Origin of the sequence: Streptomyces chisholmiae, from assembly GCF_031845445.1 — a bacterium.
Lineage (GTDB): Bacteria > Actinomycetota > Actinomycetes > Streptomycetales > Streptomycetaceae > Streptomyces > Streptomyces chisholmiae.
The window spans coordinates 334233-356418 of sequence record NZ_JAVREO010000001.1 but is presented as its reverse complement, the minus strand read 5'-3'; the positions used below and the strand labels follow the sequence as shown (position 1 = coordinate 356418).

Annotated in this window: 20 protein-coding genes and 1 pseudogene; 10 read left to right on the top strand and 11 right to left on the bottom strand. The window is 75.7% G+C overall.

From position 1 onward, the window contains the following. The first annotated feature begins 16 nt into the window (after positions 1-16). From RM844_RS01565 to RM844_RS01555, 3 genes are read left to right on the top strand one after another with little or no spacing between them, the layout of a single operon-like run. Positions 17-1009: an AAA family ATPase gene (locus RM844_RS01565; protein ID WP_311663751.1), complete on the top strand. Its 993-nt coding sequence runs from the start codon at positions 17-19 to the stop codon at positions 1007-1009. Next, positions 1009-2316, top strand: coding sequence for a DUF58 domain-containing protein (locus RM844_RS01560; RefSeq protein WP_311663749.1), 1308 nt, complete (start codon positions 1009-1011; stop codon positions 2314-2316). The genes RM844_RS01565 and RM844_RS01560 overlap by 1 nt, the downstream gene beginning before the upstream one ends. Beyond that, positions 2313-4643, top strand: coding sequence for a transglutaminase TgpA family protein (locus RM844_RS01555; protein ID WP_311663747.1), 2331 nt, complete (start codon positions 2313-2315; stop codon positions 4641-4643). Before RM844_RS01560 ends, RM844_RS01555 begins: the two co-directional genes overlap by 4 nt. 364 nt (positions 4644-5007) lie before the next feature. Here the strand turns inward: RM844_RS01555 and RM844_RS01550 are convergent, their stop codons facing one another. The 3 genes from RM844_RS01550 to RM844_RS01540 all read right to left on the bottom strand — a co-directional run bounded on the left by RM844_RS01550 (position 5008) and on the right by RM844_RS01540 (position 6923). After that, the gene (locus RM844_RS01550) at positions 5008-5409 is read right to left on the bottom strand and encodes a DUF3040 domain-containing protein (protein ID WP_311663745.1); all 402 of its coding nucleotides are present in this window, start codon (positions 5407-5409) and stop codon (positions 5008-5010) included. 204 nt (positions 5410-5613) lie between these two features. Then, positions 5614-6411 (bottom strand): class I SAM-dependent methyltransferase, encoded by a 798-nt coding sequence (locus tag RM844_RS01545; RefSeq protein ID WP_311663743.1) that lies wholly within the window; start codon positions 6409-6411, stop codon positions 5614-5616. 44 nt (positions 6412-6455) lie between these two features. Further along, on the bottom strand, positions 6456-6923 hold the full coding sequence (locus tag RM844_RS01540) for an SAV_6107 family HEPN domain-containing protein (RefSeq protein WP_311663741.1): 468 nt from the start codon (positions 6921-6923) through the stop codon (positions 6456-6458). A 140-nt stretch (positions 6924-7063) separates the two neighbouring features. Between RM844_RS01540 and RM844_RS01535 the strand changes: the two genes are divergently transcribed. Both RM844_RS01535 and RM844_RS01530 read left to right on the top strand, forming a co-directional pair. After that, positions 7064-7708, top strand: coding sequence for a TetR/AcrR family transcriptional regulator (locus tag RM844_RS01535; protein ID WP_311663739.1), 645 nt, complete (start codon positions 7064-7066; stop codon positions 7706-7708). Beyond that, positions 7705-9153, top strand: coding sequence for a phytoene desaturase family protein (locus RM844_RS01530; protein WP_311663737.1), 1449 nt, complete (start codon positions 7705-7707; stop codon positions 9151-9153). Before RM844_RS01535 ends, RM844_RS01530 begins: the two co-directional genes overlap by 4 nt. A 27-nt stretch (positions 9154-9180) precedes the next feature. Here RM844_RS01530 and RM844_RS01525 read toward each other — a convergent pair whose 3' ends face one another. The 5 genes from RM844_RS01525 to RM844_RS01505 are packed head-to-tail and all read right to left on the bottom strand — an operon-like array spanning position 9181 to position 13478. Beyond that, positions 9181-10194 carry a hypothetical protein gene (locus RM844_RS01525; protein ID WP_311663735.1) on the bottom strand — a complete coding sequence of 338 codons (1014 nt, stop codon included), beginning with the start codon at positions 10192-10194 and terminating at the stop codon, positions 9181-9183. Positions 10195-10215: 21 nt separating this feature from the next. After that, entirely contained in the window at positions 10216-11142 is a 927-nt protein-coding gene (gene metF, locus RM844_RS01520; protein WP_311663733.1) for a methylenetetrahydrofolate reductase [NAD(P)H], read from the bottom strand. A 26-nt stretch (positions 11143-11168) separates the two neighbouring features. Then, the gene (gene thiE, locus RM844_RS01515; protein WP_311663731.1) at positions 11169-11819 is read right to left on the bottom strand and encodes a thiamine phosphate synthase; all 651 of its coding nucleotides are present in this window, start codon (positions 11817-11819) and stop codon (positions 11169-11171) included. A 58-nt stretch (positions 11820-11877) separates the two neighbouring features. Next, entirely contained in the window at positions 11878-12243 is a 366-nt protein-coding gene (locus RM844_RS01510) for an Rv2175c family DNA-binding protein (RefSeq protein WP_311663729.1), read from the bottom strand. 32 nt (positions 12244-12275) lie between these two features. Next, a complete protein-coding gene (locus RM844_RS01505; protein ID WP_311663727.1) occupies positions 12276-13478 on the bottom strand; it encodes an NAD(P)/FAD-dependent oxidoreductase in 1203 nt (400 codons plus the stop codon). Between the two features lie 100 nt (positions 13479-13578). Here RM844_RS01505 and RM844_RS01500 point away from each other — a divergent pair, with 100 nt between their 5' ends. Then, on the top strand, positions 13579-14631 hold the full coding sequence (locus RM844_RS01500) for a LacI family DNA-binding transcriptional regulator (protein ID WP_311663725.1): 1053 nt from the start codon (positions 13579-13581) through the stop codon (positions 14629-14631). 64 nt (positions 14632-14695) lie between these two features. On the opposite strand, the pseudogene RM844_RS01495 reads toward RM844_RS01500, so the two are convergent. From RM844_RS01495 to RM844_RS01485, 3 genes and pseudogenes are all read right to left on the bottom strand, one after another. Next, positions 14696-15910, bottom strand: a pseudogene (locus RM844_RS01495) (family 16 glycosylhydrolase); the annotation flags it as partial. A gap of 184 nt (positions 15911-16094) precedes the next feature. Further along, on the bottom strand, positions 16095-16676 hold the full coding sequence (locus RM844_RS01490) for a DUF305 domain-containing protein (RefSeq protein WP_311663723.1): 582 nt from the start codon (positions 16674-16676) through the stop codon (positions 16095-16097). An 88-nt stretch (positions 16677-16764) separates the two neighbouring features. Continuing rightward, positions 16765-17676 carry a DUF1996 domain-containing protein gene (locus tag RM844_RS01485; protein WP_394814388.1) on the bottom strand — a complete coding sequence of 304 codons (912 nt, stop codon included), beginning with the start codon at positions 17674-17676 and terminating at the stop codon, positions 16765-16767. 428 nt (positions 17677-18104) lie between these two features. Between RM844_RS01485 and thiO the strand changes: the two genes are divergently transcribed. The 4 genes from thiO (at position 18105) to RM844_RS01465 (ending at position 22098) form a co-directional block, all read left to right on the top strand. Further along, positions 18105-19373, top strand: coding sequence for a glycine oxidase ThiO (thiO, locus tag RM844_RS01480; RefSeq protein WP_311663721.1), 1269 nt, complete (start codon positions 18105-18107; stop codon positions 19371-19373). Beyond that, the gene (gene thiS / locus RM844_RS01475; protein ID WP_311663719.1) at positions 19370-19600 is read left to right on the top strand and encodes a sulfur carrier protein ThiS; all 231 of its coding nucleotides are present in this window, start codon (positions 19370-19372) and stop codon (positions 19598-19600) included. Before thiO ends, thiS begins: the two co-directional genes overlap by 4 nt. Positions 19601-19696: 96 nt before the next feature. Next, on the top strand, positions 19697-20482 hold the full coding sequence (locus tag RM844_RS01470; RefSeq protein WP_311664312.1) for a thiazole synthase: 786 nt from the start codon (positions 19697-19699) through the stop codon (positions 20480-20482). A 341-nt stretch (positions 20483-20823) separates the two neighbouring features. Continuing rightward, positions 20824-22098, top strand: coding sequence for a DUF4190 domain-containing protein (locus RM844_RS01465; RefSeq protein ID WP_311663717.1), 1275 nt, complete (start codon positions 20824-20826; stop codon positions 22096-22098). Positions 22099-22186: the final 88 nt, after the last annotated feature.

Here is a 22186-nt window from a genome sequence, read left to right as displayed (position 1 = left end):
GGTGGAGGATGGCCGGTTGACGACCTATGAGGAGCACGCGAAGGTCAACGATCTGAGCGCCACGGCTGATCGCGTTCGGCGGGCCGTGGAGAGCGTGATCGAGGGCAAGCCGGAGGTCGTCCAGCTGTCCTTGACCGTGCTGCTCGCCGGGGGCCACCTGCTGTTGGAGGACGTGCCAGGGGTGGGCAAGACCATGCTGGCCAAGGCGCTGGCCAGGTCGGTCGACTGCTCGGTGCGGCGCATCCAGTTCACGCCGGACCTGCTGCCGTCCGACATCACCGGGATCAGCGTCTTCGACCAGGAGCGGGCCGAGTTCGAGTTCAGGCCGGGCGCCATCTTCGCGCAGATCGTGATCGGCGACGAGATCAACCGGGCCTCGCCGAAGACCCAGTCGGCGCTGCTGGAGGCCATGGAGGAGCGGCAGGTCACCGCCGACGGGCACACCCACCGGCTGCCGGAGCCGTTCATGGTGATCGCCACCCAGAACCCGGTGGAGATGGAGGGCACCTACCCGCTGCCGGAGGCCCAGCGGGACCGCTTCATGGCCCGCCTCTCGGTCGGCTACCCCAGCCCGGACGCCGAGCTGCGGATGCTGGAGCACCAGTCGAACGCCTCCCCCATCGACGCGCTGCGGCCGGCCGCGCACGCCGACGAGATCGTCAAGCTGGTCGAGACCGTCCGCCAGGTGCACGTCTCGGACGCGGTGCGGCGCTACGTGATCGAGCTGGCCGGCGCCACCCGCAACCACCCCGAGCTACGGCTGGGCGCCTCGCCCCGGGCCACCCTGCACCTGTTGCAGGCGGCCAAGGCGGCGGCCGCGCTGGCCGGCCGGGGCTTCGTGCTGCCCGACGACGTGCAGCGGCTGGCCGTGCCGGTGCTGGCGCACCGGCTGCTGCCGAACGCGCAGGCGCACTTCAACCGGCACACCACCGAGCAGTTCGTGGCCGACATCGTGCGCCGCACCTCGACACCCGACCCGTACGGCGGCCAGCGGACGCGGGGGTTCTGATGCTCGCTCCCGGGCCCGGCGACGGTGCCGGGACAGAGCCGAGCATCGACCGCCCCGGCCCGCTGCGGGCCGCGTTCAGCGGCCTCACCACGCGGGGCCGGTCGTTCCTCGCCGCCGGGGTGGCGGCCGTCGGCTGCGCCTACCTGCTGGGCCAGCCGGACCTGTTGCGGGTCGGCGCGCTGCTGATCGTGCTGCCGCTGGTCGCCGTCGTAGTGACGCACCGCACCCGCAGCCGGGTGACGGCCGCCCGGCGGCTGTCACCGGAGCGGATCCCGGCCGGCCAGGAGTGCCGGGTGCAGCTGCGGCTGGCGAACGTGGCACGGCTGCCCAGCGGCACGCTGCTGCTCCAGGACCGGGTGCCCTACGTGCTGGGCCCCCGGCCCCGGTTCGTGCTGGACCGGATCGAGCCGGGCGGCCACCGCGAGGTGACCTACCGGGTCCGCTCCGAGCTGCGCGGCCGGTACCCGCTGGGGCCGCTCCAGCTGCGGCTGGCCGACCCGTTCGGGATGGTGGAGCTGACCAGGTCCTTCAGGGCCTTCGACACCCTGACGGTGCTGCCCGCCATCGAGTCGCTGCCGCCGGTCTCCCTGGGCGGCGGGGCGCCGGGGGACGGGGTGGGGCGGCGCCGGGCGCTGGCCGCGGCCGGCGAGGAGGACCTGATCCCCCGCGAGTACCGGCACGGCGACGACCTGCGCCGGGTGCACTGGCGGGCCACCGCGCACCGGGGCGCGCTGATGGTGCGCCGCGAGGAGCAGCCGCAGCGGGCCCGCTGCACGGTGCTGCTGGACACCCGGCGCGCCGGCTACGTGCTGGGCGGCGCGGTGGCCCCGTTCGAGCGGGTCGTCTCGGCCGCCGCCTCGGCGCTGGCGCAGCTGGCCCAACAGGGCTACGAGGTAGCGCTGTTGACGGATGACGGGCGGCGGCTGCCGGCGCCGGGCGCCAACCTGGGGGACGCCAACGAGCTGACCGGCCAGCTGCTGGACTTCCTGGCCGTGGTGGACCACTCGGACGCCGCCGGCTTCGAGGGGGCGCTGGCCGCCCAGCGGACCGGCCGGGGCGAACTGCTGCTGGCCTTCCTCGGCTCGGTCGACCAGGCGCAGGCCGGGGTGCTGGGCCGGATGGCGGCCCGCGCCGGCGGCTCGGCCGCCTTCGTGGTGGCCGGCCAGCTGGACCCGCGGATCGAGCAGGACCGGCTGACCGGGCTGCGGAACGGGGGCTGGACCGCCCTCGCCCACCACCCGGGGGTGCCGTTGGGCACGCTGTGGCAACAGGCCGCGGCCGAACTGTCGGGGGGTGGTCGGGGATGAGCGAGCCGCGTACCGGCGAGATCCGGACGGCGCTGGCGGCGTGGCTGGCCACGGTGCTGGCCGCCGGCTCGCTGCTGCCGCTGGTGGCCGGCACCGACTGGCTGGCGGAGAGCGCGCTGCTGCTGCTGGTGCAGACCGGCTGCGGGATCCTGCTGCGGCACACCCGGCTGCCCGCCAGCCTGGTGGCGCTCGGCCAGCTACTGTCCGCGCTGGTGCTGCTCACCCTGGCCTCGGCGAGCGAGTACGCGCTGGCCGCCGTGGTGCCGACGCCCGCCGTCCTCGAACGGTTCGGGCAGCTGATCACCACCGGCGCCGACGACATAGGCCGTTACACCACGCCGGCCCCGACCACCGAGGGCATCCGGCTGCTGGTCTTCGGCGGGGTGCTGCTGGTCGGACTGCTGGTGGACGTGCTCGCGGTGCCGCTGCGGAACGCCGCCGCGGCCGGCCTGCCGCTGCTGGCGCTCTACTCGGTGGCGGCCGGCGTCGGCCAGGAAGCCGCCGCCTGGCCGTACTTCGCGGCCGCCGCGGTCGGCTACCTGCTGCTGCTGCTCAGCGAGGGCGGCGAACGGCTCAGCCACTGGGGGCTGTTCTTCGGCGGCCCCGGCCGGGGCCGCTGGATGGCGGCGCGGGACCAGACCTTCGCGAACCGGCCCAGGTCGCGCGGCGGCCGGCGGATCGGGGCGCTGACGCTGGGCCTCGCGCTGGTCGTGCCGCTGCTGCTGCCCAACCTCGGCGAGGGCCTGCTGGACCCCTCGGGTGACGGCCGGACGGGCACCGAAGGGGACGCGGCGGGGATCTCCGTCGACCCGGTGGTGGCCCTGAAGGACCAGCTCAACCAGCCGGACAACGTGCGGCTGCTGACCTACCGCAGCGACGGGGCGCCGCCCGGCGAGATGTACCTGCGGCTGATGGCGCTCGACCAGTTCAACGGCACCGAGTGGGCCTCGTCCAACTGGCACCAGGACCAGCCGCCCACCCGGCCGTGGCCGGTGACCGGGCTGGGCGCCGAGGTGGCGGCCGCCGGCGCGGAGACCGAGGTGCGGGTGCGCGACAACTACGCCCAGACCTCGCTGCCGGTGCCCTACCCGACGACCTCGGTGACGGTGGAGGGCGGCTGGTCCTACGACCGGGGCTCGCAGACCCTGGTCTCCGACGACCCCGAGCTGACCACCCGTGGCCTGTCCTACCAGGTCGAGCACCTGGTGGTGAGCCCCACCAGGGAGCAGCTCAGCCAGGCACCGACGCCGGACCCCACCTTCCTGGAGTACTACACCCGGATCCCCGACAACCTGCCGGGGCGGGTGCGGGAGACCGCCCTGGAGGTCACGGCCGGCGCGGAGAACCCGTACGAGCAGGCGGTGGCGCTCCAGGAGTGGTTCGCGCAGGCCGGCGGCTTCCGCTACGACATCGAGGTGGACTCGGGCAGCGGTCCGGAGGCGATCGTCAACTTCCTGGACCAGAAGGAAGGTTTCTGTGTCCACTTCGCCTTCACCATGGCGGCGATGGCCCGCACCCTGGGCATCCCGGCCCAGGTGGCGGTGGGCTTCACCCCGGGGAACCGGACGGCGAGCGGCGAGTACGTGATCGGCGCGCACAACGCGCACGCCTGGCCCGAGCTGTACTTCGAGGGCATCGGCTGGGTGCGCTTCGAGCCCACCCCCGGCCAGGGCAGCACCCCCGAGTACACCCGCCCGGAGCCGAACCAGCCGGCCGAGCCGGCGGACCCGGAGCCCAGCGAGGAGCCCACGGACGAGACGGAGCCCTCGGCCGACCCGACCCCGACCGCCCCCGACGAGTGCGACCCGGCGGTCGACGGCGAGTGCCGGCCGGAGCCCACCACGCCCGAACAGGACCAGGACGAGGCCGGCTTCCCGGTCTGGCCGGTCATCTGGGGCGGAGGGGCGGCGCTGCTGCTCCTGCTGCTGACCGGTCCGCTGCTGTGGCGCATCAGGATCAGGGCGCGCCGGCTCGCGCCGGCGGCCGGACCACTGGGCGCCTGGCGGGAGTTGACCGACAGCGCCTGGGACCACGGCATCGAGCCGGTGGGCAGCGAGACGCCGCGGCAGGCGGCGGAGCGGATCGTGCGGGTGGCCCGGCTGGACGAGCCGGCCACGGCCGCTGTGCGGGAGCTGGCCACGGCGGTGGAGACGGAGCTGTTCGCGCCGCCGGAGCAGGGGCGGGCCGACCGGAGCGGCCGCTCCGGCTGGGCCGGCCAGCTGGCCCTGATCCGGACCGGGCTGGCCGCCGGCCTGCCCCGGCTGGCCCGCCTCCGGGCACGTTTCCTCCCCCGCTCCGCCACTCGGGTGATCCCCCGCCGCGGCTGACCCCTCCGGGGGCCCGCGGCAGGGCCGGGGGCCGGCGGCGGGCGGCGGGGCGCCGCGCGCGCCCGGGGACGGGACTCGTGGGCAGCCTCCCGGGGCGGGCCGGGGCCTCGCCGGACCGGCGGGCGGGCGCGGGACCACGCTCGCACCGGCGACGGCCCGCCCCGGTCGGGGCGGAAGGCGCCGGCGACGGGCCCGCCCGGACGGGGCCCGGCGCGTCTCCCCCGGCCCGGGGCCCCGCGTCAGCCCGCGGTGGCGCAGGTCGCCCCGAAGGGGTGACGGCGCGACGAGGGGCCGCCCCGGCGGGGCGGCCCCTTGTGAAGCGTGCGTGCGGCGCCTCGGGACAGTGCGGCGGGGCCCCCGAGGGTCACTCGCCCCTGGCGTCCCGGCGGCGCTGCCAGCGATCCTCGATCCGCGTCATCATCGAACGCCGCTTGGCACCGCGCTGACGTCGTCCGCCGCCAGCGGCCTGCCCACCCAGCGGCTCGCCCTGCTGCACGGGGCCCCGGCGCCAGCCGGTCACCGCGATCACGGCGCAGCCGAGCATGATCAGGAAGCCGATCACGCTCAACCAGATGAGCTGGGCGACCATGCCTCCCATGAGAAGGCCGATCCCCAGCACGAAGCCGGCGATCGCCTGGTACACCCGCTTGCGCGTGACAGTGCGCAGCTCCGAGCCCTCAAGCGTGGTCGCGAACTTGGGATCTTCGGCGTACAGCGCGCGCTCCATTTGTTCGAGCATGCGCTGCTCGTGGTCCGAGAGCGGCACGGAGTCCTCCTACTCGCCGGTCGCGGTGGCGACCGTTTCCGACCCTTCAAGGATAGGCAGGTAAATGTTCCTGTGAAACCCACCCCTGTACGCCAATTTCGCCCACTACACCGGCTGACCAGGCCCCCGGGGATTGGTCCTCTTCTTCCCCTGGTCGCCCATGGTCATGCCGGAGGGCTGATCCCGATGATACGAGGAGTCCGACTATGCTTCGCCCGGAACCTCGGCCAACACGTGCAGTTGTGACGCCATCGCCTGAAAGGCGGGGTGTGCGGCGGCCTCCGCCTCCAGTCTGGCGAGGGCGGCGTCCGCGTCCGGCTCGGCGTCCAGCGGCCGGCCGGGCAGCAGGTCGGCGAAGATCCGCACCCCGTGCACCCGGCCGGGGGCCAGCCCGGCCGCGGTCAGCAGCTCGGTGAGCCGCTCCACGGTGAAGCGGTGCGGGACCGGGTCGTGCTCGCCCCAGCGGCCCGCCGGGTCGGTCAGCGCCGTGCGCGCCTCGGTGAACCGGCCGGCGAGCGCCCGGGCCAGGACCGTGCCGCCCACGCCGGCCGCGAGCAGGCTCAGCGTGCCACCGGCGGGGCGCAGCGCGCCGGCCACGGACCGCAGCCCGGCGGCCGGGTCCTCCACGTGCTCCAGCACGCCGTGGCACAGCACCAGGTCGAAGACGCCACGGCCGGCGACCTCCAGCACGTCCTGGGTGTCGCCCTGGACGCCACGCACCATGTCGGCGACGCCCTCCTCGGCGGCCCGCCGGCCCAGCGCGAAGAGCGCGTCGGGGCTCGGGTCGACCACGGTGACCCGGTGGCCGAGGCCGGCCACCGGCACGGCGAAGCTGCCGCTGCCGCCCCCCATGTCCAGCACGTCGAGCGCCGGCCGGCCGGCTCGCTCGGCGCGTTCCCGCAACGCCTCCCGCAGCACCTCCCACACCACGCCGGCGCGCGGGGCGGCGGGCGGCGAGGACGACGGGTCACCCACGGGGCGGGCGCTCGACGGTGACGGCATGACCTGGGGCTCCTCGCTGGGCGGGGGAAGACTGCGCCCCCACCCTACTTCGCGGGCGACCCCCCGGCGTCGCGGTCCGCGCGCAGCACCGGCTGGCGCAGCAGCATCTCCTCCACCAGCCGGAGGAAGAAGCCGGCGGCCCGGCGCAGTTCGTCCGCGTCGGGGCGGCTGGCGACCCCCCGGATGCCGGCCTCTATCCGCGCCCGCCGGTCGGCCGTGCCGGCGAACAGCACGCTCCACTCGGCGAACTCCGGGGCCACCTCGGGCAGCACCTCCCACACGCTGCGTATCCGGCGGCGCCGCGGCGAGAGCTCGGGCCTGGCCCGCACCGCGAGCACGGCGGCGGCGGCGCGCAGCGCGGCCAGGTGCGCCGCGACGAAGGCCTCCCCCGGGTCGGCCAGCACGGCCGCGTCGTTGAGGCCACGCTCGGCCTGGGCCAGCAGGTCGAGCGCGCCGCGGGGCGCGAGGGCCCGGCGCGGCACAGGGTGCACATCAGTCGGGAGTCCGGTCATGACGAGCCTCCAGTCAGTCGCCATTCAGCGGTCCAACGGTCCGATGGTCCTGCGCGTATGCGCAGTTGTGCACATGGTGACCCATGGCACTGACAATCCCCGGCGCACGCCTTCTGGCCAGGGAAGAGAGAATCTCCCCCATGACAGCTACGAGCCCTCGGCGCAGCGCGACCCGGGAGCGGCTCCACCGGGCCGCCGTCACCCTCTTCGCCGAGCAGGGCCTCTCCGCCACGACGGTTGAGCAGATCGCCGAGCGGGCCGGCGTCGCCAAGGGCACCGTCTACTACAACTTCTCCGGCAAGACCGAGCTGTTCGAGGAGCTGCTGCGGGACGGCGTCGCGTCGCTGACCGGGGTGCTGCGGCGGGCGGCCGACGCGACGCCCGGTGGCGCGCTGCCGGCGCTGGAGGCGATGGTCGGGGCGGGGCTGTCCTTCGTCGCCGGGCACCTGGACCTCGTCCGGCTGCTGGTGGCCGAGCAGTGGCGGACCAACCGCGCCTGGTACCCGACGCTGCTGGTGGTGCGCCGGCAGCTGGTCGGGGTGGTGGAGGAGGTGCTGGCCGACGGGGTGAAGTCCGGCGAGCTGCGGCCCGATCTGGACATCGAGCTGACCTCCGGCGCGCTGGTGGGGATGGTGCTGACCGGGGCCCTGGACTGGCAGGCGTTCCATCCGGAGCGGGACCAGGACGAGGTGCGGGGTGCGCTGGCGGTGCTGCTGCACGGCCGGCTGGGTGCCGGGGACGCGGGGCACGGCGGGCCACCGGAAGCGCGGGAGGACGGGCGATGAGCGGGACGACGGCGGACGCGGTCGTGGTGGTGGGCGCCGGGATGGGCGCGATGGCGGCGGCCGCCCGGCTGGCGACTGCTGGCCGGCGGGTGACGGTGCTGGAACGCGGGGCGACCCACGGCGGGGCGCTGGGGCGGCTGAGCCGGGGCGGTTTCAGCTTCGACACCGGTCCCGGGCTGCTGCACCTGCCGGCGGTCTGGCGCGACCTGTTCCTGAAGACCGCGCCGCGCGGCCGGGGCCGGCCACCGGGCGAGCTGGCGGACTGCCTGGAGCTGCGCAAGGTGCTGGACCCGGCGGTGGAGCACCGGTTCGCCGACGGCCGGGTGCTGCGGCTGCCCGGGCTCTCCCCGGGCGGGGTGCGGCGGGCGTTGGACGAGACGGTGGGGGCCGGCGCCGGGGAGCGCTGGGGCGCGCTGCTGGGCCGGGCCAGGGAGACCTGGGAGGCGAGCCGACGCCCGCTGTTTGAGGAGCCGTTGACCTCGGCCGAGCAGCGGGGGGCGCTGCGCGCCGAGCGCTATCCGGCGCGCCGGCGTGGGCTGTTGCGCCGGCGCGCGCCGAGTCTGACCGAGCTGGCGGCCGACGAGCTGGGCGATCAGGCGCTGGCCGCGGTGCTGACCGGCACCGTGCAGGAGTACGGCCTCGACCCGCGGTCGGCCCCGGCGGACGCCGCGGTGCTGGCCTATGTGGAGCAGACCTTCGGCAGCTGGTACCCGGTGGGTGGGATGCGGGTGCTGGCCGACGCGCTGCACACCCGCTGTCGGGAGCGTGGGGTGACGTTCCGGTTCGGCGCCGAGGTGGCCGAGGTGCTGCGGGCGGACGGCCGGGCGGCGGGGGTGCGGCTGGCCGACGGGGAGACCGTGGCGGCCGACGCGGTGGTCTGGGGCGCGCCGCGCGCCGGTGAACGCGCCGGCGCATGTGGCCGGTTCACCCTGTTCCTGGCGCTGGACGGGGCCAGGCCGGCCGGGGTCGCCCATCGCACCCTGCTGCACCGGGGCGGCCCGGTGACGCTGGTCTACCGGCCGGACGACGCGACGCTGCGGCCCGCCGGCCGGGAGACCGCGGTGCTCTCCGCCCTGGTGCCGGCGCACGGCGCGGACGGTCTGGACTGGTCGGACGAGGCGCTGGTGGCGCGGTGGCGGGAGCGGCTGCTGGCGGCCGCCGAGGCGGCCGGCCTCGGCCTGCGGGAGCGGGTGCTGTGGTCGGTGACCCACACCCCGCTGGATCTCGCGGCGGCCACCGGGGCGGCCGGCGGCGCGGTGCCGGCGCCGGCGTTGGGCGGGGCGGACGGCGCGTTCCTGGCCGCCGCCAACACCGGCCGGCTGGCCGGCGCCTACCGGGTCGGCGCGGCCGCCCATCCGGGTGGTGGCCTGGCCCAGGTGGGGATGTCGGGGGCGCTGGCCGCCGGTCTGATCGTGGAGGGGCCGGGCTGGCGGGGCTCCTACTGAACACCCGGCCGGGGCCGGCCGGCCCGGTCAACCGGACGGGTAGCGGCCGTCGTTGTAGTAGTAGCCGGAGCCGGACGGGTCGTACCCCGGCTGCTGGCCGTACGGGTCGGCCGGCTGCTGTTGCTGCTGCTGGTACCCGTACGGGTCCTCGTCGGCGGTGCCCTCGCGCTGCTGGGGGACCCAGACGCCGCCCGCGGGGGTCTCCTGGTAGTACGGGGTGCCCGCGCCGTCGGACCAGCCGTCGCTCCCCGGGTAGCCGCCGCTCTCGCCGCCGAAGCCGGCCTGGGCCGGCTGGCCGGCGCCCTGCTGGCCGGCGTGCGCGTCGCTCTGGCTCTCCCAGCCGGTCTGGTAGCCGTAGCCGTCGGTGCCGCCTGCCAGGTACTGGCCCTGCTCGGTGTAGCCGGTGGCGCCGCCGTAGCTCTGCTGGTGGGCGCCCGGGTAGGGCTCCTGGTAGGCGGCCTCGGCGGCCGGGTCCTGGTAGCCGTCGGGGTAGCCGTAGCCACCGGCCGCGTAGGCCGGCTCGGCGAACTCCTCCTGACCCGGGGTCGGCTGCCCGAACTCCTCCCGGCCCGCGGCCTGATGACCGAACCGCTCGGCCTCGGGGGGGTCGGCCCCGAAGTCCTGACGGGTGAACTGCTGGGTGGCGAAGCCCTCTTCGTGGTCCTGGCCGGCCGCCGAGCCCGGGGGCGGCGGGGGCGGGGGCAGGGGGACGCTGCCCGCCTCGTCCGGCCCGTCGTCGGCGTGGTCGTCGCCGGCCTGCTCGCGTCGGCGCCGGCTGGTGCCCGGCTTGCCGCCCAGCGCCCAGCCGGTGGAGAAGCCCCGGCGGAAGGAGAGGGTCACGAAGGTCTGGCCGGTGGCGAAGGCCACGGCGCCCAGCGCGATGACGGGCAACGCCGGCAGCAACACACCGATGACGACGCCGAGGAAGCCGAAGAACGCGACCAACCGCCAGCGCAGCCGGGCCTTGTACTGGAGCAGCACCTCACCGAGGAGCCAGAGCGCCACGACCCCGAACGCGATGTAGAGGACCGTCCAGCCCATTACGCCTCTCTCCGCACTGCACTAGGACCGCTGATGCAGACCCAGGTTCTTGTAGACGTCCAGCGTTGCCGTGGAGTGACTCGATGTGTTCAGCGTGACGAAGTGCAGGCCAGGAATGTCCTCGTCCATCAGCCGCGCAGACAACTCGGTGGCGAACTCGATCCCGACCGAGCGTACAGCCATCGGGTCGTCCTTGACCGCGAGGATGCGCCTTTTCAGGTCGGGCGGCAAGGTCGTGTTGCTGAGCTGCTGGAATCGTTCGATCTGCCGCACGTGGGTGATCGGCATGATCTCGGGGATGATCGGGGTGGCGCACCCCGCGGCGGCCACCCGGTCGCGGAGCCTGAGGTAGTCCTCCGGGTAGAAGAACATCTGGGTGATCGCGAAGTCGGCACCCGCGCGGCACTTGTCCACGAAGTGCCGGATGTCGGTGTCCCAGTCGGTCGACCTGGGGTGCATCTCGGGGAACGCGGCGACGCCCACGCAGAAGTCCCCGGACTCCTTGATCAGCCGGACCAGTTCGACGGCGTGGTCCACGCCCTCCGGGTGCCGGACCCACTCGGCCATCGGGTCGCCCGGCGGATCGCCGCGCAGCGCCAGCATGTTGCGGATGCCGGCGTCGGCGTACTGGCCGATGATGTTGCGCAGCTCGGCCACCGAGTGCTGGACGGCGGTGAGGTGGGCGACCGGGGTGAGCGTGGTGTCGGTGGCGATCTGCTCGGTGGCCCGCACGGTGCGCTCCCGGGAGCTGCCGCCGGCGCCGTAGGTGACCGAGACGAAGGTGGGGCCCACCGCCTCCACCCGCCGGATGGCGCTCCACAGGGTCTTCTCGCCCCGCTCGGTCTTGGGTGGCGAGAACTCGAAGGAGTACGACCGCTCGCCCGCCGCGAGGAGTTCACGAACGGTGGCGGCGCGGTCCGTCATCGTGCTGGGAATCCCTAGGGCCATGACCGCAGGCTACCCAGCTTTCCCGATCAACGGGGCGTTCGTCCGGGGTCCGGACAGGCGCGCAGCCGGCCCGCCAACTCGGCGGCGGCGGCCTCCGGGTCGGCGGCCTCGGTGAGGGCGCGGACCACCACCACCCGGCGGGCGCCGGCCGCCAGCACCTCGTCGAGGTTCCCCGCGTCGATCCCGCCGATGGCGAACCAGGGGCGGCTCGGCCGCAGCCCGGCGGCGTAGCGCACCAGGGACAGCCCGGGCGCCGGGCGGCCCGGCTTGGTCGGCGTGGGCCAGCAGGGCCCGACGCAGAAGTACCCGACCTCGGGGTCGGCCAGCGCGGCGTCCACCTCGGCGGGCGCGTGCGTGGAGCGGCCGATCACCGGCCCGGGGCCGAGGATGGCCCGGGCCGCCGGCACCGGCAGGTCGCCCTGGCCCAGGTGCAGCACGTCGGGACGGGCCGCGTGCGCGATGTCCGCCCGGTCGTTGACCGCCAGCAGCCGGCCGTGCCGGCGGCAGGCGTCGGCCATGATCCGCAGGTGGTGCAGCTCCTCGGCGGCCTCCAGCTCCTTGTCCCGGAGCTGGACGATGTCCACCCCGCCGGCCAGCACGGCGTCCAGGAACTCGGGCAGGTCGCCCTGCCGGCGGCGGGCGTCCGTGCACAGGTAGAGCCGCGCGTCGGCGAGCATCGATCCCCCCAGGGGTGCGGCCGGTGGCGGGGCGAGCGCCCCGCCACCGGCTGGTGGTCTACACGGCGAGCGCCTGGGCGCGGCGCTTCACCTCCGTCCCGCGATTCTCCCGCAGGGCCTGGGCCGGGGTGCCGGGGAGGCTGTCGTCCGGGGTGAACAGCCACTCCAGCATCTCCTCGTCGGAGAAGCCGTCGTCCCGCAGCAGCGTGAGGGTGCCCGTGAGGCCACGGACGATCCTGCCCTCCCCGATGAAGTCGGCCGGCACCTGCAGGACCCGGTTCTCACCGCGGCGCACCGCGATCAGCTGGCCCTCCTTGACCAGCTGGCGGACCCGGGTGACTTCCACGTCCAGGGCTTCGGCGATGTCGGGCAGGGTGAGCCAGGCGGGGACGAGAGCGTCGGTCTTCGCATCAATCTCGGTCACCCCTCCAGCCTGCCATCTCCCACTGACAACCGTCAGCGCGCGGCCGACTTCAGCGGCACGTCCGGGTCGGCGAGCCGCGCCGGGTCGACCTCGGCCAGCCGGTCGACCAGCCGCCGCCCCTGGAGCAGGTCGCGCGGCCGGTCCACGGCGAGCACCGCGGTCAGCCGCCCGTCGCGGGTCCAGCAGACGCTCCACGGCCCGTCCTGGGCGCCGTCCGGCACCCGCCACACCAGCCGGTCGTCCGGCCGGTGGTGCCCGGCGTACTGGAGGTAGCGGCCGAACTGCCGGGACCAGAAGTACGGCACCGGATCGTGGCTGACCGGCTCGCCCAGCAGGGTGGCCGCCACCGTGCCCGCCCCATCCAGCGCGTTCTGCCAGTGGTGGGTCAGCAGCCGGCGGCCGAAGCGCGCCGAGGGGTAGGAGGCGCAGTCGCCGACCGCGTACACGCCGGGCGCCTCGGTCGCCAGCCGGGCGTCCGCGAGCACCGCCCCCGAGCCGTCCAGCGGCACCCCGGAGCCGGCCAGCCAGTCGGTGTCCGGGCGGGAGCCGATGCCGACCAGCACCGCTTCGGCGCCCAGCACGGTGCCGTCGGCCAGCTCGACCTCGCCCTCCCGGACCGCGGTCACCGCCACCCCGGTGCGCAGCCGGACGCCGGCCGCCGCGTACCAGGCGGCCAGCCGCTCGGCGACCTCGGCCGGCAGCGTGCCGGCCAGCGGGTGCGGGCCGGCCTCCACCACGGTGACGGCGCAGCCGGCGGCGCGGGCCGCCGTGGCCACCTCGGCGCCGATCCAGCCGGCGCCGACGATCACCAGGCTGCCGGCGGCCGCCAACACCGGCCGCAGCCGCTCGGCGTCGTCCCTGGTGCGCAGGGTGTGGACGTGCGGCAGGCCAGCGGTGCCCGGCAGGTCGACCGCGACGGCGCCGCAGGCGAGCACCACGGAGGCGTAGTCGAGCGGGCCGCCGTCGGTCGCCAACCGGCGGGCTCGGACGTCGAGCCGGGTGGCGGTGCGGCCGAGCGCCAACTCGATGTCGTGCGCCTCGAAGTCGATGTCGAGGTCCACCTCGGCCGGCTGGCCGAGCAGCACCTCCTTGGAGAGCGGCGGCCGGTCGTAGGGCCGGTACGGCTCGGCGCCGAGCAGGGTCAACGGCCCGCGCCAGCCCCGTTCCCGCAGCGCCAGGGCGGTGTTGGCGCCGGCCAGGCCGGCGCCGACGATCACGATGCGTCCTCCAGTCACGCCGCCACCCTACGAGCCGGCGGGCGGCGGCACCGCGCGCCGGTGGGGCCGGGCGTTCCCCGGCTTCGGGCGGCCGGGGTCCCGGAGGTATAAAGACCCGGTGACCACGGACCCCGCCCCGACGTCCCGGCCCGTGACGCTGGAGCACGTGGCGCGAGCGGCCGGGGTCTCCCGGGCCACGGTCTCCCGGGTGATCAACGGCGAGTCCACCGTCGATCCGCGCCTGCGCCGGCAGGTCGAGGAGGCCATCGCCCGGACCCGCTACGTGCCCAACCGGGCGGCGCGTTCGCTGGTCACCCGGCGCACCGACTCGGTCGCCCTGGTGGTCTCGGAGCAGGAGCGGCGTGCGGTGACCGGGCCGTTCGTCGGTCGGATCTTCACCGATCCCTACTTCGGCCGGGTGCTGACCGGGCTGCTGGAGGTGCTGCGGCCGCGGGGCGTCCAGGTGATGCTCACCCTCGCCGACGACGAGGCGTCCCGCACCCAGCTGTTGGGGTATCTCCAGCAGGGCCACGTGGACGGGGTGGTGCTGATCTCCTCGCACGCCGAGGACCCGCTGCCCGGACTGCTGTCGCGGACGGCGCTGCCGGCGGTGCTGGCGGCCCGGCCGGCCGCGCCGACGCCGTTGACCTACGTGGACGTGGACCAGCGCGCGGGGGCGCTGCTGGCCGCGGAGCGACTGCTGGCCGGCGGCCGGCGGCGGATCGCGACCATAGCCGGGCCGCAGGACCTGCCGTTGGCGCAGGAGCGGCTGGCCGGCTTCCGGGCGGCGCTGGCGGACCGCGGGCAGCCGGACGCGCCCTGGGCCGAGGGCGACTTCACACAGGCCAGCGGGGTGGCGGCGATGCGCCGGCTGCTGGCCGACGAGCCGGCGGTGGACGGGGTGTTCGTGGCCAACGACCTGATGGCGCTGGGCGCGGTGAGCACGCTGCACCGGGCGGGGCGGCGGGTGCCCCAGGACGTGGCGGTGGTCGGCTTCGACGACAGCAGTTCCGCGCTGGCCTGCGACCCGCCGCTGACCACGGTCCGGCAGCCGGTGGAGGAGATGGCCGCCGAGATGGCGCGGCTGTTGCTCCGTCAGATCGACACGGGGGAACGGCCGTTGCCCTCGGCGGTCTTCCACCCCTCGCTGGTGGTGCGCCAGTCGGCGTGAGGTGCCGGTCGGCGGCCGGCCCGGCGGGTGTGGCGTACCCGCCGGGCCGGCGCGGCGGGTCAGGTCACTGGTAGACCCGCACGTAGTCGATCCGCATCTGCTGCGGGAAGACCGTCGAGCCGTCCGGCGGGCCCGGCCAGTCGCCGCCCACCGCCGTGTTGAGGATCAGGAAGAAGTCGTGGTCGAAGACCCACGGTCCCACCGTGGTCTCCAACTGCTCCCGGTCCACGGTGTGCACCACCTGGTCGTCGACGGTGAACACCATGCCCTGGCTGTCCCAGTCCAGCGCGAACACGTGGAAGTCGGCGCCGGCCGGCTCGCCCAGGTCGAGGGAGCCGCCGTGGCCGCCGGCGCCGAAGTACGCCGGGGCGTGCAGCGTGGAGTGCACGGTGGTGGGCTCCAGGCCGACGTGCTCCATGATGTCGATCTCGCCGGTGTACGGCCAGGGGCGGCCCTCGTCGTAGAACGAGGAGCCCAGCATCCAGAACGCCGGCCACAGGCCCTGCCCGCCGGGCAGTTGGATGCGCGCCTCGACCCGGCCGTAGGTGAAGTCGAAGGTGCCGTGGGTGTTGATCCGGCCGGAGGTGTACTGGCAGGTGGTGGAGCCGCTGAGTGGGTCGACGGGGCAGGTGCTGCCCGGGGTCTCCTCGCGGCGCGACTCGATCACCAGGTTGCCGTTCCCGTCCAGCCGGGTGTTGGCGTCCTCGGTGTACACCTGGAGTTCGTTGTTCTGCCCGGTGCCCGGGTCGGAGGTCCACCTGGCGGGGTCGGGGGTGGCGCCGGCCGGGCCGTCGAACTCGTCGCCGAAGACCAGTTCCAGTGGTTCCGCCGGGTCGGGCGGGGCGGCCGGTGGGGTCTCCGGGTCACCGCCGGTGCCGTACACCTGGAACTCCCAGAGCGAGTAGCCGTAGGGACCGGAGCGCGCGGTGCCGTACATCCGCACGTACCGGCCGCTGCCGGTGACCTCGATGGTCTCCTTGAAACCGGCGCCCTGGGTGGTCTGGTGGATGGTCCGCCAGGTCTGGTTGTCGTCGGAGACCTGGATCTCGTAGGCGCTGGCGTTGGCCGGATCCCACTGGAGGACGACCCGGCTGAGCTGGGCGGGCGCGCCGAGGTCGACGGAGATCCAGCCGGGGTCGGTCCAGCCGGTCTCCGGCGAGGTGGCCCAGCGGCTGGCCGGGTCCAGGTCGAAGGCGCGGGCCGGGGCGCACTCCCAGCAGTTGCCGTCGTGCTGCGCGCTGGAGGCCTCGGCCGGCTTGTTGTACGAGAGCAGGACCTCCTCCTCGGCTGCCGTGGCCGGGGTGTTGAGGGTGCCGAGGCCGAGGGCGAGGGCGACGGTGGCGAGCAGCGCCACGGTGCGTCGGGGCCGTTTTCCGCGGTGCATGATCTTGTCCTGATCCTTTCGGTGGGGCGGGTGCGGGATCGGTGGGGACGGACGTGTTCCGTGGGTCGGCGGTGGGGGTTCAGGGGGTGCGCCGGTCCAGCTCGGCGCGGTGCCGGTCGCGGGCCAGGACCAGCTCCTCGGCGAGGGCGACCGCGGCCGGGTCGGTGCCGGCGGCGGTCTGCGCGCGGGAGACCTCGGCCGTCCGCGTCAGGTGCTCCACGAGGTGCGCCAGGGCCGCCTCGTCGAAGTCACCGCCCGTCAGGCCGAGCAGCTCGTCCCGTTCCTCCTCGGTGACCATGCCGGGCATGTCGTGGCCCACGTGCGGGTTGCGGTAGGCGACCCCGGCCTCGGTCAACAGGCCGTGCAGCGCCTCCAGTTCCGCCTGGTAGTCGGGGACGAGGCCGGCGCCGAGCGCGCGCAGCGCCGGGTCGTCGGCACGTTCCGCCAGGGTGTCGAGGAAGGGCAGCAGGAGCTCGTCGACCGGGATCATCAGCTGCGCCCAGGCGAGGTCGGTGGCGCTGAGCCCGCCGGCCCCCGCCGGGTCCGCGGTGCCGCCGGCCGGCGGGGCGCCGCAGCCGGCCGCCAGCAGGGCGCAGCCGAGGGCGAGGGCCGGCGCGCGGCGCCGGGCCCGGCCGCGGTGGGATGGGGCGGTCGCGGTCATGGCGCTCCTCGGGTTCGCTGCCGGTCCGGTCCTCGGTCGGTCGGGGAGTCGGGCGGCCGGTGGCCGCCCTGGGCGGGCGCGGGGGCGGTCAGCCGGGGACACCGTCCGGGCCGCACTTGACGACGGCGCGGACGCAGTCCGTGACCCGGCGCCGCATCTCGGCCTCCGGCCAGGCGTTGAAGAAGTCGCCGTGCATCGTGTAGCCGGCGCCCGAGGCCAGTTCGAAGGTGGCCGGGTCGCCGGTCACCGGGTAGCGCAGCACTTGCCGGAGCTTGGGCACCGGCACCGGGTGGGTGGCCGGGCATTCGCCGGCCACCGGGAAGGCCATGTGGCTCTTGTGGTCGGGTGAGTCCAGGCGCACGCCGTCCCAGCACTGGGGGAAGTCGAGGTAGGACTCCAGCGCGCTGCCCGCCGGGCAGGTGACGAAGTCCTTGGACGGCTCGACGTGGCCGGCGTGCAGGCAGGACCAGCGGGCGGTGGCTCCGTCGTCCGGGCCGGTGGCCACGGCGTTGCCGGCCACGATCTTCAGCCCCAGGGGCAGCGGCTCGGTCCTGGCGAGCGTCGCCTCGTCGACCCCCTCCCCCAGGTAGTAGAAGGTCGCGCTCTGGGGCTCGACCGGCTCGCCGGCCACGAAGAGCGTCGGCACCCAGTAGGAGGAGAGGTCGATGGCCGGGTCACAGGTGCTGGTGGCGGCCAGCAGGTCGCCGAGGTTGGTGTGCGCGTCGGTCACGCGGCTGCCGAAGAAGCTGTGGCTGTGCGAGGCGCCGGGCAGTCCGGGGAAGACGATCGGGTCGTCCGGCAGCCGGTGGCTGAACTCGCACTCGGCGACGAACTCGGCGACGCGGACGACGTCCGCCGCGTTTCGGTCATCGGCCGGCTCGGTGGCGCCGGCGCCACCGGCCACCAGCAGCGAGGCCAGCAGCCCGGTCAGGGCCAGGGTCGCCAGCAGGGCACGTCGGGGTCGGCGCCAGAAGGCGGTGCGCGCGGGAGGTGGTTTCACGGCTCTCCTTCACGGGGGGGTGGGGCCGCTCCGCCCGGAGGGCCCGGGCGGGAGGGCGAGAGAGCGCTCTCTGAACCGGGACCATAGAAACGGCGTGAGACACCGTCAAGGAGTGCGGCGGATTCCCGGAACCGACGCCCGGAATCGGGCAACTCCAGCGAGCGGCCGCCGCGTTGCGGGCAGCCGGGGGCGAGAGAGCGCTCTCTGATCTTGCCCGCCGGCACGCCCTCAGTGGCGCGCCACCGCCCACCGCGCGCCGGTGCCCGCCGAAACCCGCCCAAAGGTCCTGACAGTGGCGGGTACTACGCTGGCCGGCGGAACGAACCCACGGGAGCCCGGGCGCACCGGGCTGAGAGGGAGGCTGGCCGGCCTCCGACCGTACGCACCTGATCCGGGTCATGCCGGCGGCAGGGAGGAGGCGACAGACCATGAACGAGGACGGCGCGACGGCCGGGCACGGCACGCTGTCGAGGGCCGGGGCTCCGGCCCCGCCGGGCGGCGGGCCGCGCCCCGACGTGGCGGTGCTCGGCGGCGGGGTGATCGGCCTGGTCACCGCCTGGCGGGCGGCCGGGCGCGGGCTGCGGACCACCGTGGTCGACCCGGCCCCGGGCGGCGGGGCCGCCGCGGTGGCCGCGGGGATGCTGGCCCCGGTCACCGAGCTGCACCACGGCGAGGAGGAGTTGCTGGAGCTGAATCTGGCCGCCGCCCGCCGCTACCCGGAGTTCGCCGCCGAGCTGGCCGAGTTCGCCGAGGCCGGCATCGGCTACCGCGCCTGCGGCACGCTGGCCGTCGCGCTGGACGCGGACGACCGGGCGCTGCTGCGGGAGTCGCACCTGCTGCAGCTCCGCTGCGGGCTGACCGCCGAGTGGCTGACCGGCCGGGAGTGCCGGCGCCTTGAGCCGATGTTGGCGCCCGGCGTGCGCGGCGGCCTGTGGATCGAGGGGGACCACCAGGCCGATCCCCGGCTGCTGACCGCGGCGCTGCTGGCCGCCTGCCGGGCGGCCGGGGTGCGGTTCGTACGGCAGGAGGCCCGGGAGTTGCTGCTGGCCGGGGACCGCGCGGTCGGGCTGCGGCTGGCCGACGGCGAGCGGCTGCTCGCGGGGCGGACGGTGCTGGCCGCCGGCAGCCGCAGCGGGCAGCTGGCCGGGCTGCCGGCCGAGGTGCCGGTGCCGGTGCGGCCGGTCCGCGGGCAGATCCTGCGGCTGGCGCAGCCGCCGGGGCTGCCCCCGCTGCTGGGGCGGACGGTGCGGGCCGTGGTGCGCGGCGAGCCGGTGTACCTGGTGCCGCGGGAGAGCGGTGAGCTGGTGCTCGGCGCCACCACCGAGGAGCGCGGCTGGGACACCCGGGTGACCGCCGGCGGCGTCTACCAACTGCTTCGGGACGCGCACGAGTTGGTGCCTGGCATCACCGAGCTGCCGCTGGTCGAGACCCGGGCCGGGCTGCGGCCCACCACCCCGGACAACGTGCCGCTGCTCGGCCCGACGGCACTGCCCGGGCTCCAGCTGGCCACCGGCCACCATCGCAACGGGGTGCTGCTGGCCCCGCTCACCGGGGAGGTGCTGGCCGAGACGCTGACCGGCGGCGAGCTGCCGGCGTACGCGCGCTCGTGCCACGCCGGCCGGTTCGCCCCCGGGGGCCCGGGCGGCGGTCCGGCTGACCGGCCGGCCGGCGTTCGGCTGTCGGAGGTGACCGGATGAGCGCCCCCGTGCGGGTCCGGGTGAACGGCGAGCCCAGGCTGGTGCCGGCCGGCACCAGCCTGGCGGCGCTGGTCGGGGAGTTGGCCGGGGCGCCGGCCGGGGCGGCCGCGCCCCCCGGGATCGCGGTGGCCAGAAACGAGGCCGTGGTACCCCGCGGCGAGTGGGCCGGCACCACGCTGGCCGAGGGCGACCGGGTCGAGGTGCTGACCGCGGTACAGGGAGGCTGAGTTCCGTTGACCGACACCACCGACTCCACCCACCCCACCGGTTCCCCCGGTTCCCCCGGCACCGCTGACGCGGCCGCCGATCCCCTCGCCGAGCCGCTGGTGCTGGGCGGGCTGCGGCTGGGCTCCCGGCTGATCATGGGCACCGGGGGCGCCAGCAGCCTGGCGGTGCTGCGCGACGCGCTCCGCGCCTCGGGCACCGAGCTGACCACGGTGGCGATGCGCCGGCTCGACCCGAACACCCGGGGCTCGGTGCTCTCCGTGCTGACCGAGCTGGGCATCGCCGTGCTGCCCAACACCGCCGGCTGCCACACCGTCGGGGAGGCGGTGCTGACCGCCCGGCTGGCCCGCGAGGCGCTCGGCACCGACCTGGTGAAGCTGGAGGTGATCGCCGACGAGCGCACCCTGCTGCCCGACCCGGTGGGCACCCTGGAGGCGGCCGAGGTCCTGGTCGACGACGGGTTCACGGTGCTCCCCTACACCAATGACGACCCGGTGCTGGCCCGCCGGCTGGAGGACGTGGGGTGCGCCGCGGTGATGCCGCTGGGCTCCCCGATCGGCTCCGGGCTCGGCATCCGCAACCCGCACAACTTCGAGCTGATCACGGCGCGGGCCGGCGTCCCGGTGATCCTGGACGCCGGGGCCGGCACCGCGTCCGACGTGGCGCTGGCGATGGAACTCGGCTGCGCCGGGGTGATGTTGGCCTCCGCGGTGACCAGGGCCAGGCAGCCGGTGCTGATGGCCGCGGCGATGCGCCGGGCGGTGACGGCGGGCCGGCTGGCCGCGTTGGCGGGGCGGATTCCCCGGCGGCACTTCGCCGAGGCGTCGTCGCCGGGTGCGGGCTTGGCCGTACTCGACCCTGAACGCCCGGCTTTCTCATACTGATATACGATTCCGCCACTCGCCCCAGACAGGGCGCCCACCACCAGTTTCTCGCTCCGGGAGCCCAGTTGAGCACACCTCCGCAGCCTGGGCCGCCGGCTGGCGGCGCGGACGACCAGGGCCAGCGCCCGGACCAGCCGGGCGCGGCACCCGCCGGCGGGGCGCCAGGGCCCGGGGCGACACCGCCCGCGGCCGCGGCTCCCATCCCGCCGCCGGGCGGTCCCACGCCACCGACCGGCGGCGCGACCCCGCCCGGCATGGCACCTCCCGGGATGGCGCCCCCTGGCGCGGCGGCCCCCGCGGCGTCAGGGCCCGGCGGCCCCGTCCCGCCGCCCGGCGGCCCGATGCCGCCCACCGCCGGCGCGACCCCGCCCGCCGGGTACGGCCCGCCCGCCGGTTACGGCCCGCCGTCCGCCGGCGGCTACCTCCCGCCGCCGGGCGGGTACCAGCCGCCCGGCGGCTTCGGCCCGCCGGGACCGGCCGGCCCCGGCGGCCCCGGCGGTGGCGGCGGTTGGGGGCCTCCGCCCCCGCCGGCCAAGTACGAGCCGCTGGCCGTCTGGGCCTTCGTGCTGTCGCTGGTGGCGCTCTTCCCGGTGGCGCTGGTGCTCGGCGTGCTGGCGTTGGGCCGGCTGGCCGCCAACCGGGCGCGCGGCAAGGGCCTCGCGGTGGCGGCGGTCGCGCTGGCCGGCGCCCAGATCGTGGCGCTGGCGGTGCTGGTGCCGGTGGTCCTCAGCGGTTCGGACGACGAGGAGCGCGGGCGCGAGGAGATCGCCCAGGAGGACCCGCAGGACGACGGGCGCGGCGGTGAGGACGGGCCCGACGAGACGGACCCGGACCGCGACACGTCTGAGGAGCCGTCACCCGGCGAGCAGGGCGAGGAGATCGAGGTCTTCGACATCGCGGTGGGCGACTGCTTCGACTCCGGCGGCGGGATAGCCGGCTACCGCGACGAGGGCACGCTGGAGCAGTCGGTCACCGTGCTGCCCTGCGACGTGCCGCACGAGGCCGAGGCGTTCGGCTCGGTCCAGGTCACCGGCCACGACGCCTTCCCGGGGATGGACGAGCTGGCCGCCCAGGCGGAGCGGGAGTGCCCGGCGCTGGTGCCGTCCTACGTGCTGGACACCTGGACGCTGCCGGCGAACGTGACGCCGTACTACTACCACCCCGAGCCGATCAGCTGGGGCATGGGCGACCGGGAGATCCTCTGCTTCTTCGGCGACGTCGAGGGCGAGCCGCTGGCGGAGCCGCTGCGCGGCGACGCGGCCGCGCTGGAGGCGGAGGCGCTGGCCTATCTGGAGGCGACCGGTCCGCTGGAGGTCACCCTCTGGTTTGAGCCGTTCCCCGGCGAGGACCTGGCGCTGAGCCAGGAGTGGGCGACCGAGACGACCGCGGCCATCGAGGCGGAGGTGGCGGTGCTCGCCGGCGCCGACTGGCCGTCGGCCGGCGAGCCGATGGAGCGGCTGCTGGCCGCTCGGGAGAGCAGCCTCACCGCCTGGCGGGCGGCGGCCGGCGCGGCCGACGAGGGCGCGTTCCAGGCGGCGGTCGAGGAGGGCTTCGCCACCATGGGCATCGAGATCGAGCTGGAGATCCGGCAGGCGCTGGGCCTGACCACCGGCTGACCGGCCGGCCGGCGGCCGCCCCCGTGGGGGCCGCCGGCCGTGCCGTCCGGTTCCGTGCCGTCCGGTTCCGTCCCGTTCCCGTTCCGTC

Excerpts from the sequence above, each read along its gene's own strand:
- metF (WP_311663733.1), bottom strand. The coding sequence starts at position 11,142 with ATGGCCCTAGGGATTCCCAGCACGATGACGGACCGCGCCGCCACCGTT.
- RM844_RS01490 (WP_311663723.1), bottom strand. The coding sequence starts at position 16,676 with ATGACCGCGACCGCCCCATCCCACCGCGGCCGGGCCCGGCGCCGCGCG.
- RM844_RS01535 (WP_311663739.1), top strand. The coding sequence starts at position 7,064 with ATGACAGCTACGAGCCCTCGGCGCAGCGCGACCCGGGAGCGGCTCCAC.
- thiO (WP_311663721.1), top strand. The coding sequence starts at position 18,105 with ATGAACGAGGACGGCGCGACGGCCGGGCACGGCACGCTGTCGAGGGCC.
- RM844_RS01465 (WP_311663717.1), top strand. The coding sequence starts at position 20,824 with ATGCCGCCCACCGCCGGCGCGACCCCGCCCGCCGGGTACGGCCCGCCC.
- RM844_RS01525 (WP_311663735.1), bottom strand. The coding sequence starts at position 10,194 with ATGGGCTGGACGGTCCTCTACATCGCGTTCGGGGTCGTGGCGCTCTGG.
- RM844_RS01555 (WP_311663747.1), top strand. The coding sequence starts at position 2,313 with ATGAGCGAGCCGCGTACCGGCGAGATCCGGACGGCGCTGGCGGCGTGG.
- RM844_RS01540 (WP_311663741.1), bottom strand. The coding sequence starts at position 6,923 with ATGACCGGACTCCCGACTGATGTGCACCCTGTGCCGCGCCGGGCCCTC.
- thiS (WP_311663719.1), top strand. The coding sequence starts at position 19,370 with ATGAGCGCCCCCGTGCGGGTCCGGGTGAACGGCGAGCCCAGGCTGGTG.
- RM844_RS01545 (WP_311663743.1), bottom strand. The coding sequence starts at position 6,411 with ATGCCGTCACCGTCGAGCGCCCGCCCCGTGGGTGACCCGTCGTCCTCG.
- thiE (WP_311663731.1), bottom strand. The coding sequence starts at position 11,819 with ATGCTCGCCGACGCGCGGCTCTACCTGTGCACGGACGCCCGCCGCCGG.
- RM844_RS01560 (WP_311663749.1), top strand. The coding sequence starts at position 1,009 with ATGCTCGCTCCCGGGCCCGGCGACGGTGCCGGGACAGAGCCGAGCATC.
- RM844_RS01530 (WP_311663737.1), top strand. The coding sequence starts at position 7,705 with ATGAGCGGGACGACGGCGGACGCGGTCGTGGTGGTGGGCGCCGGGATG.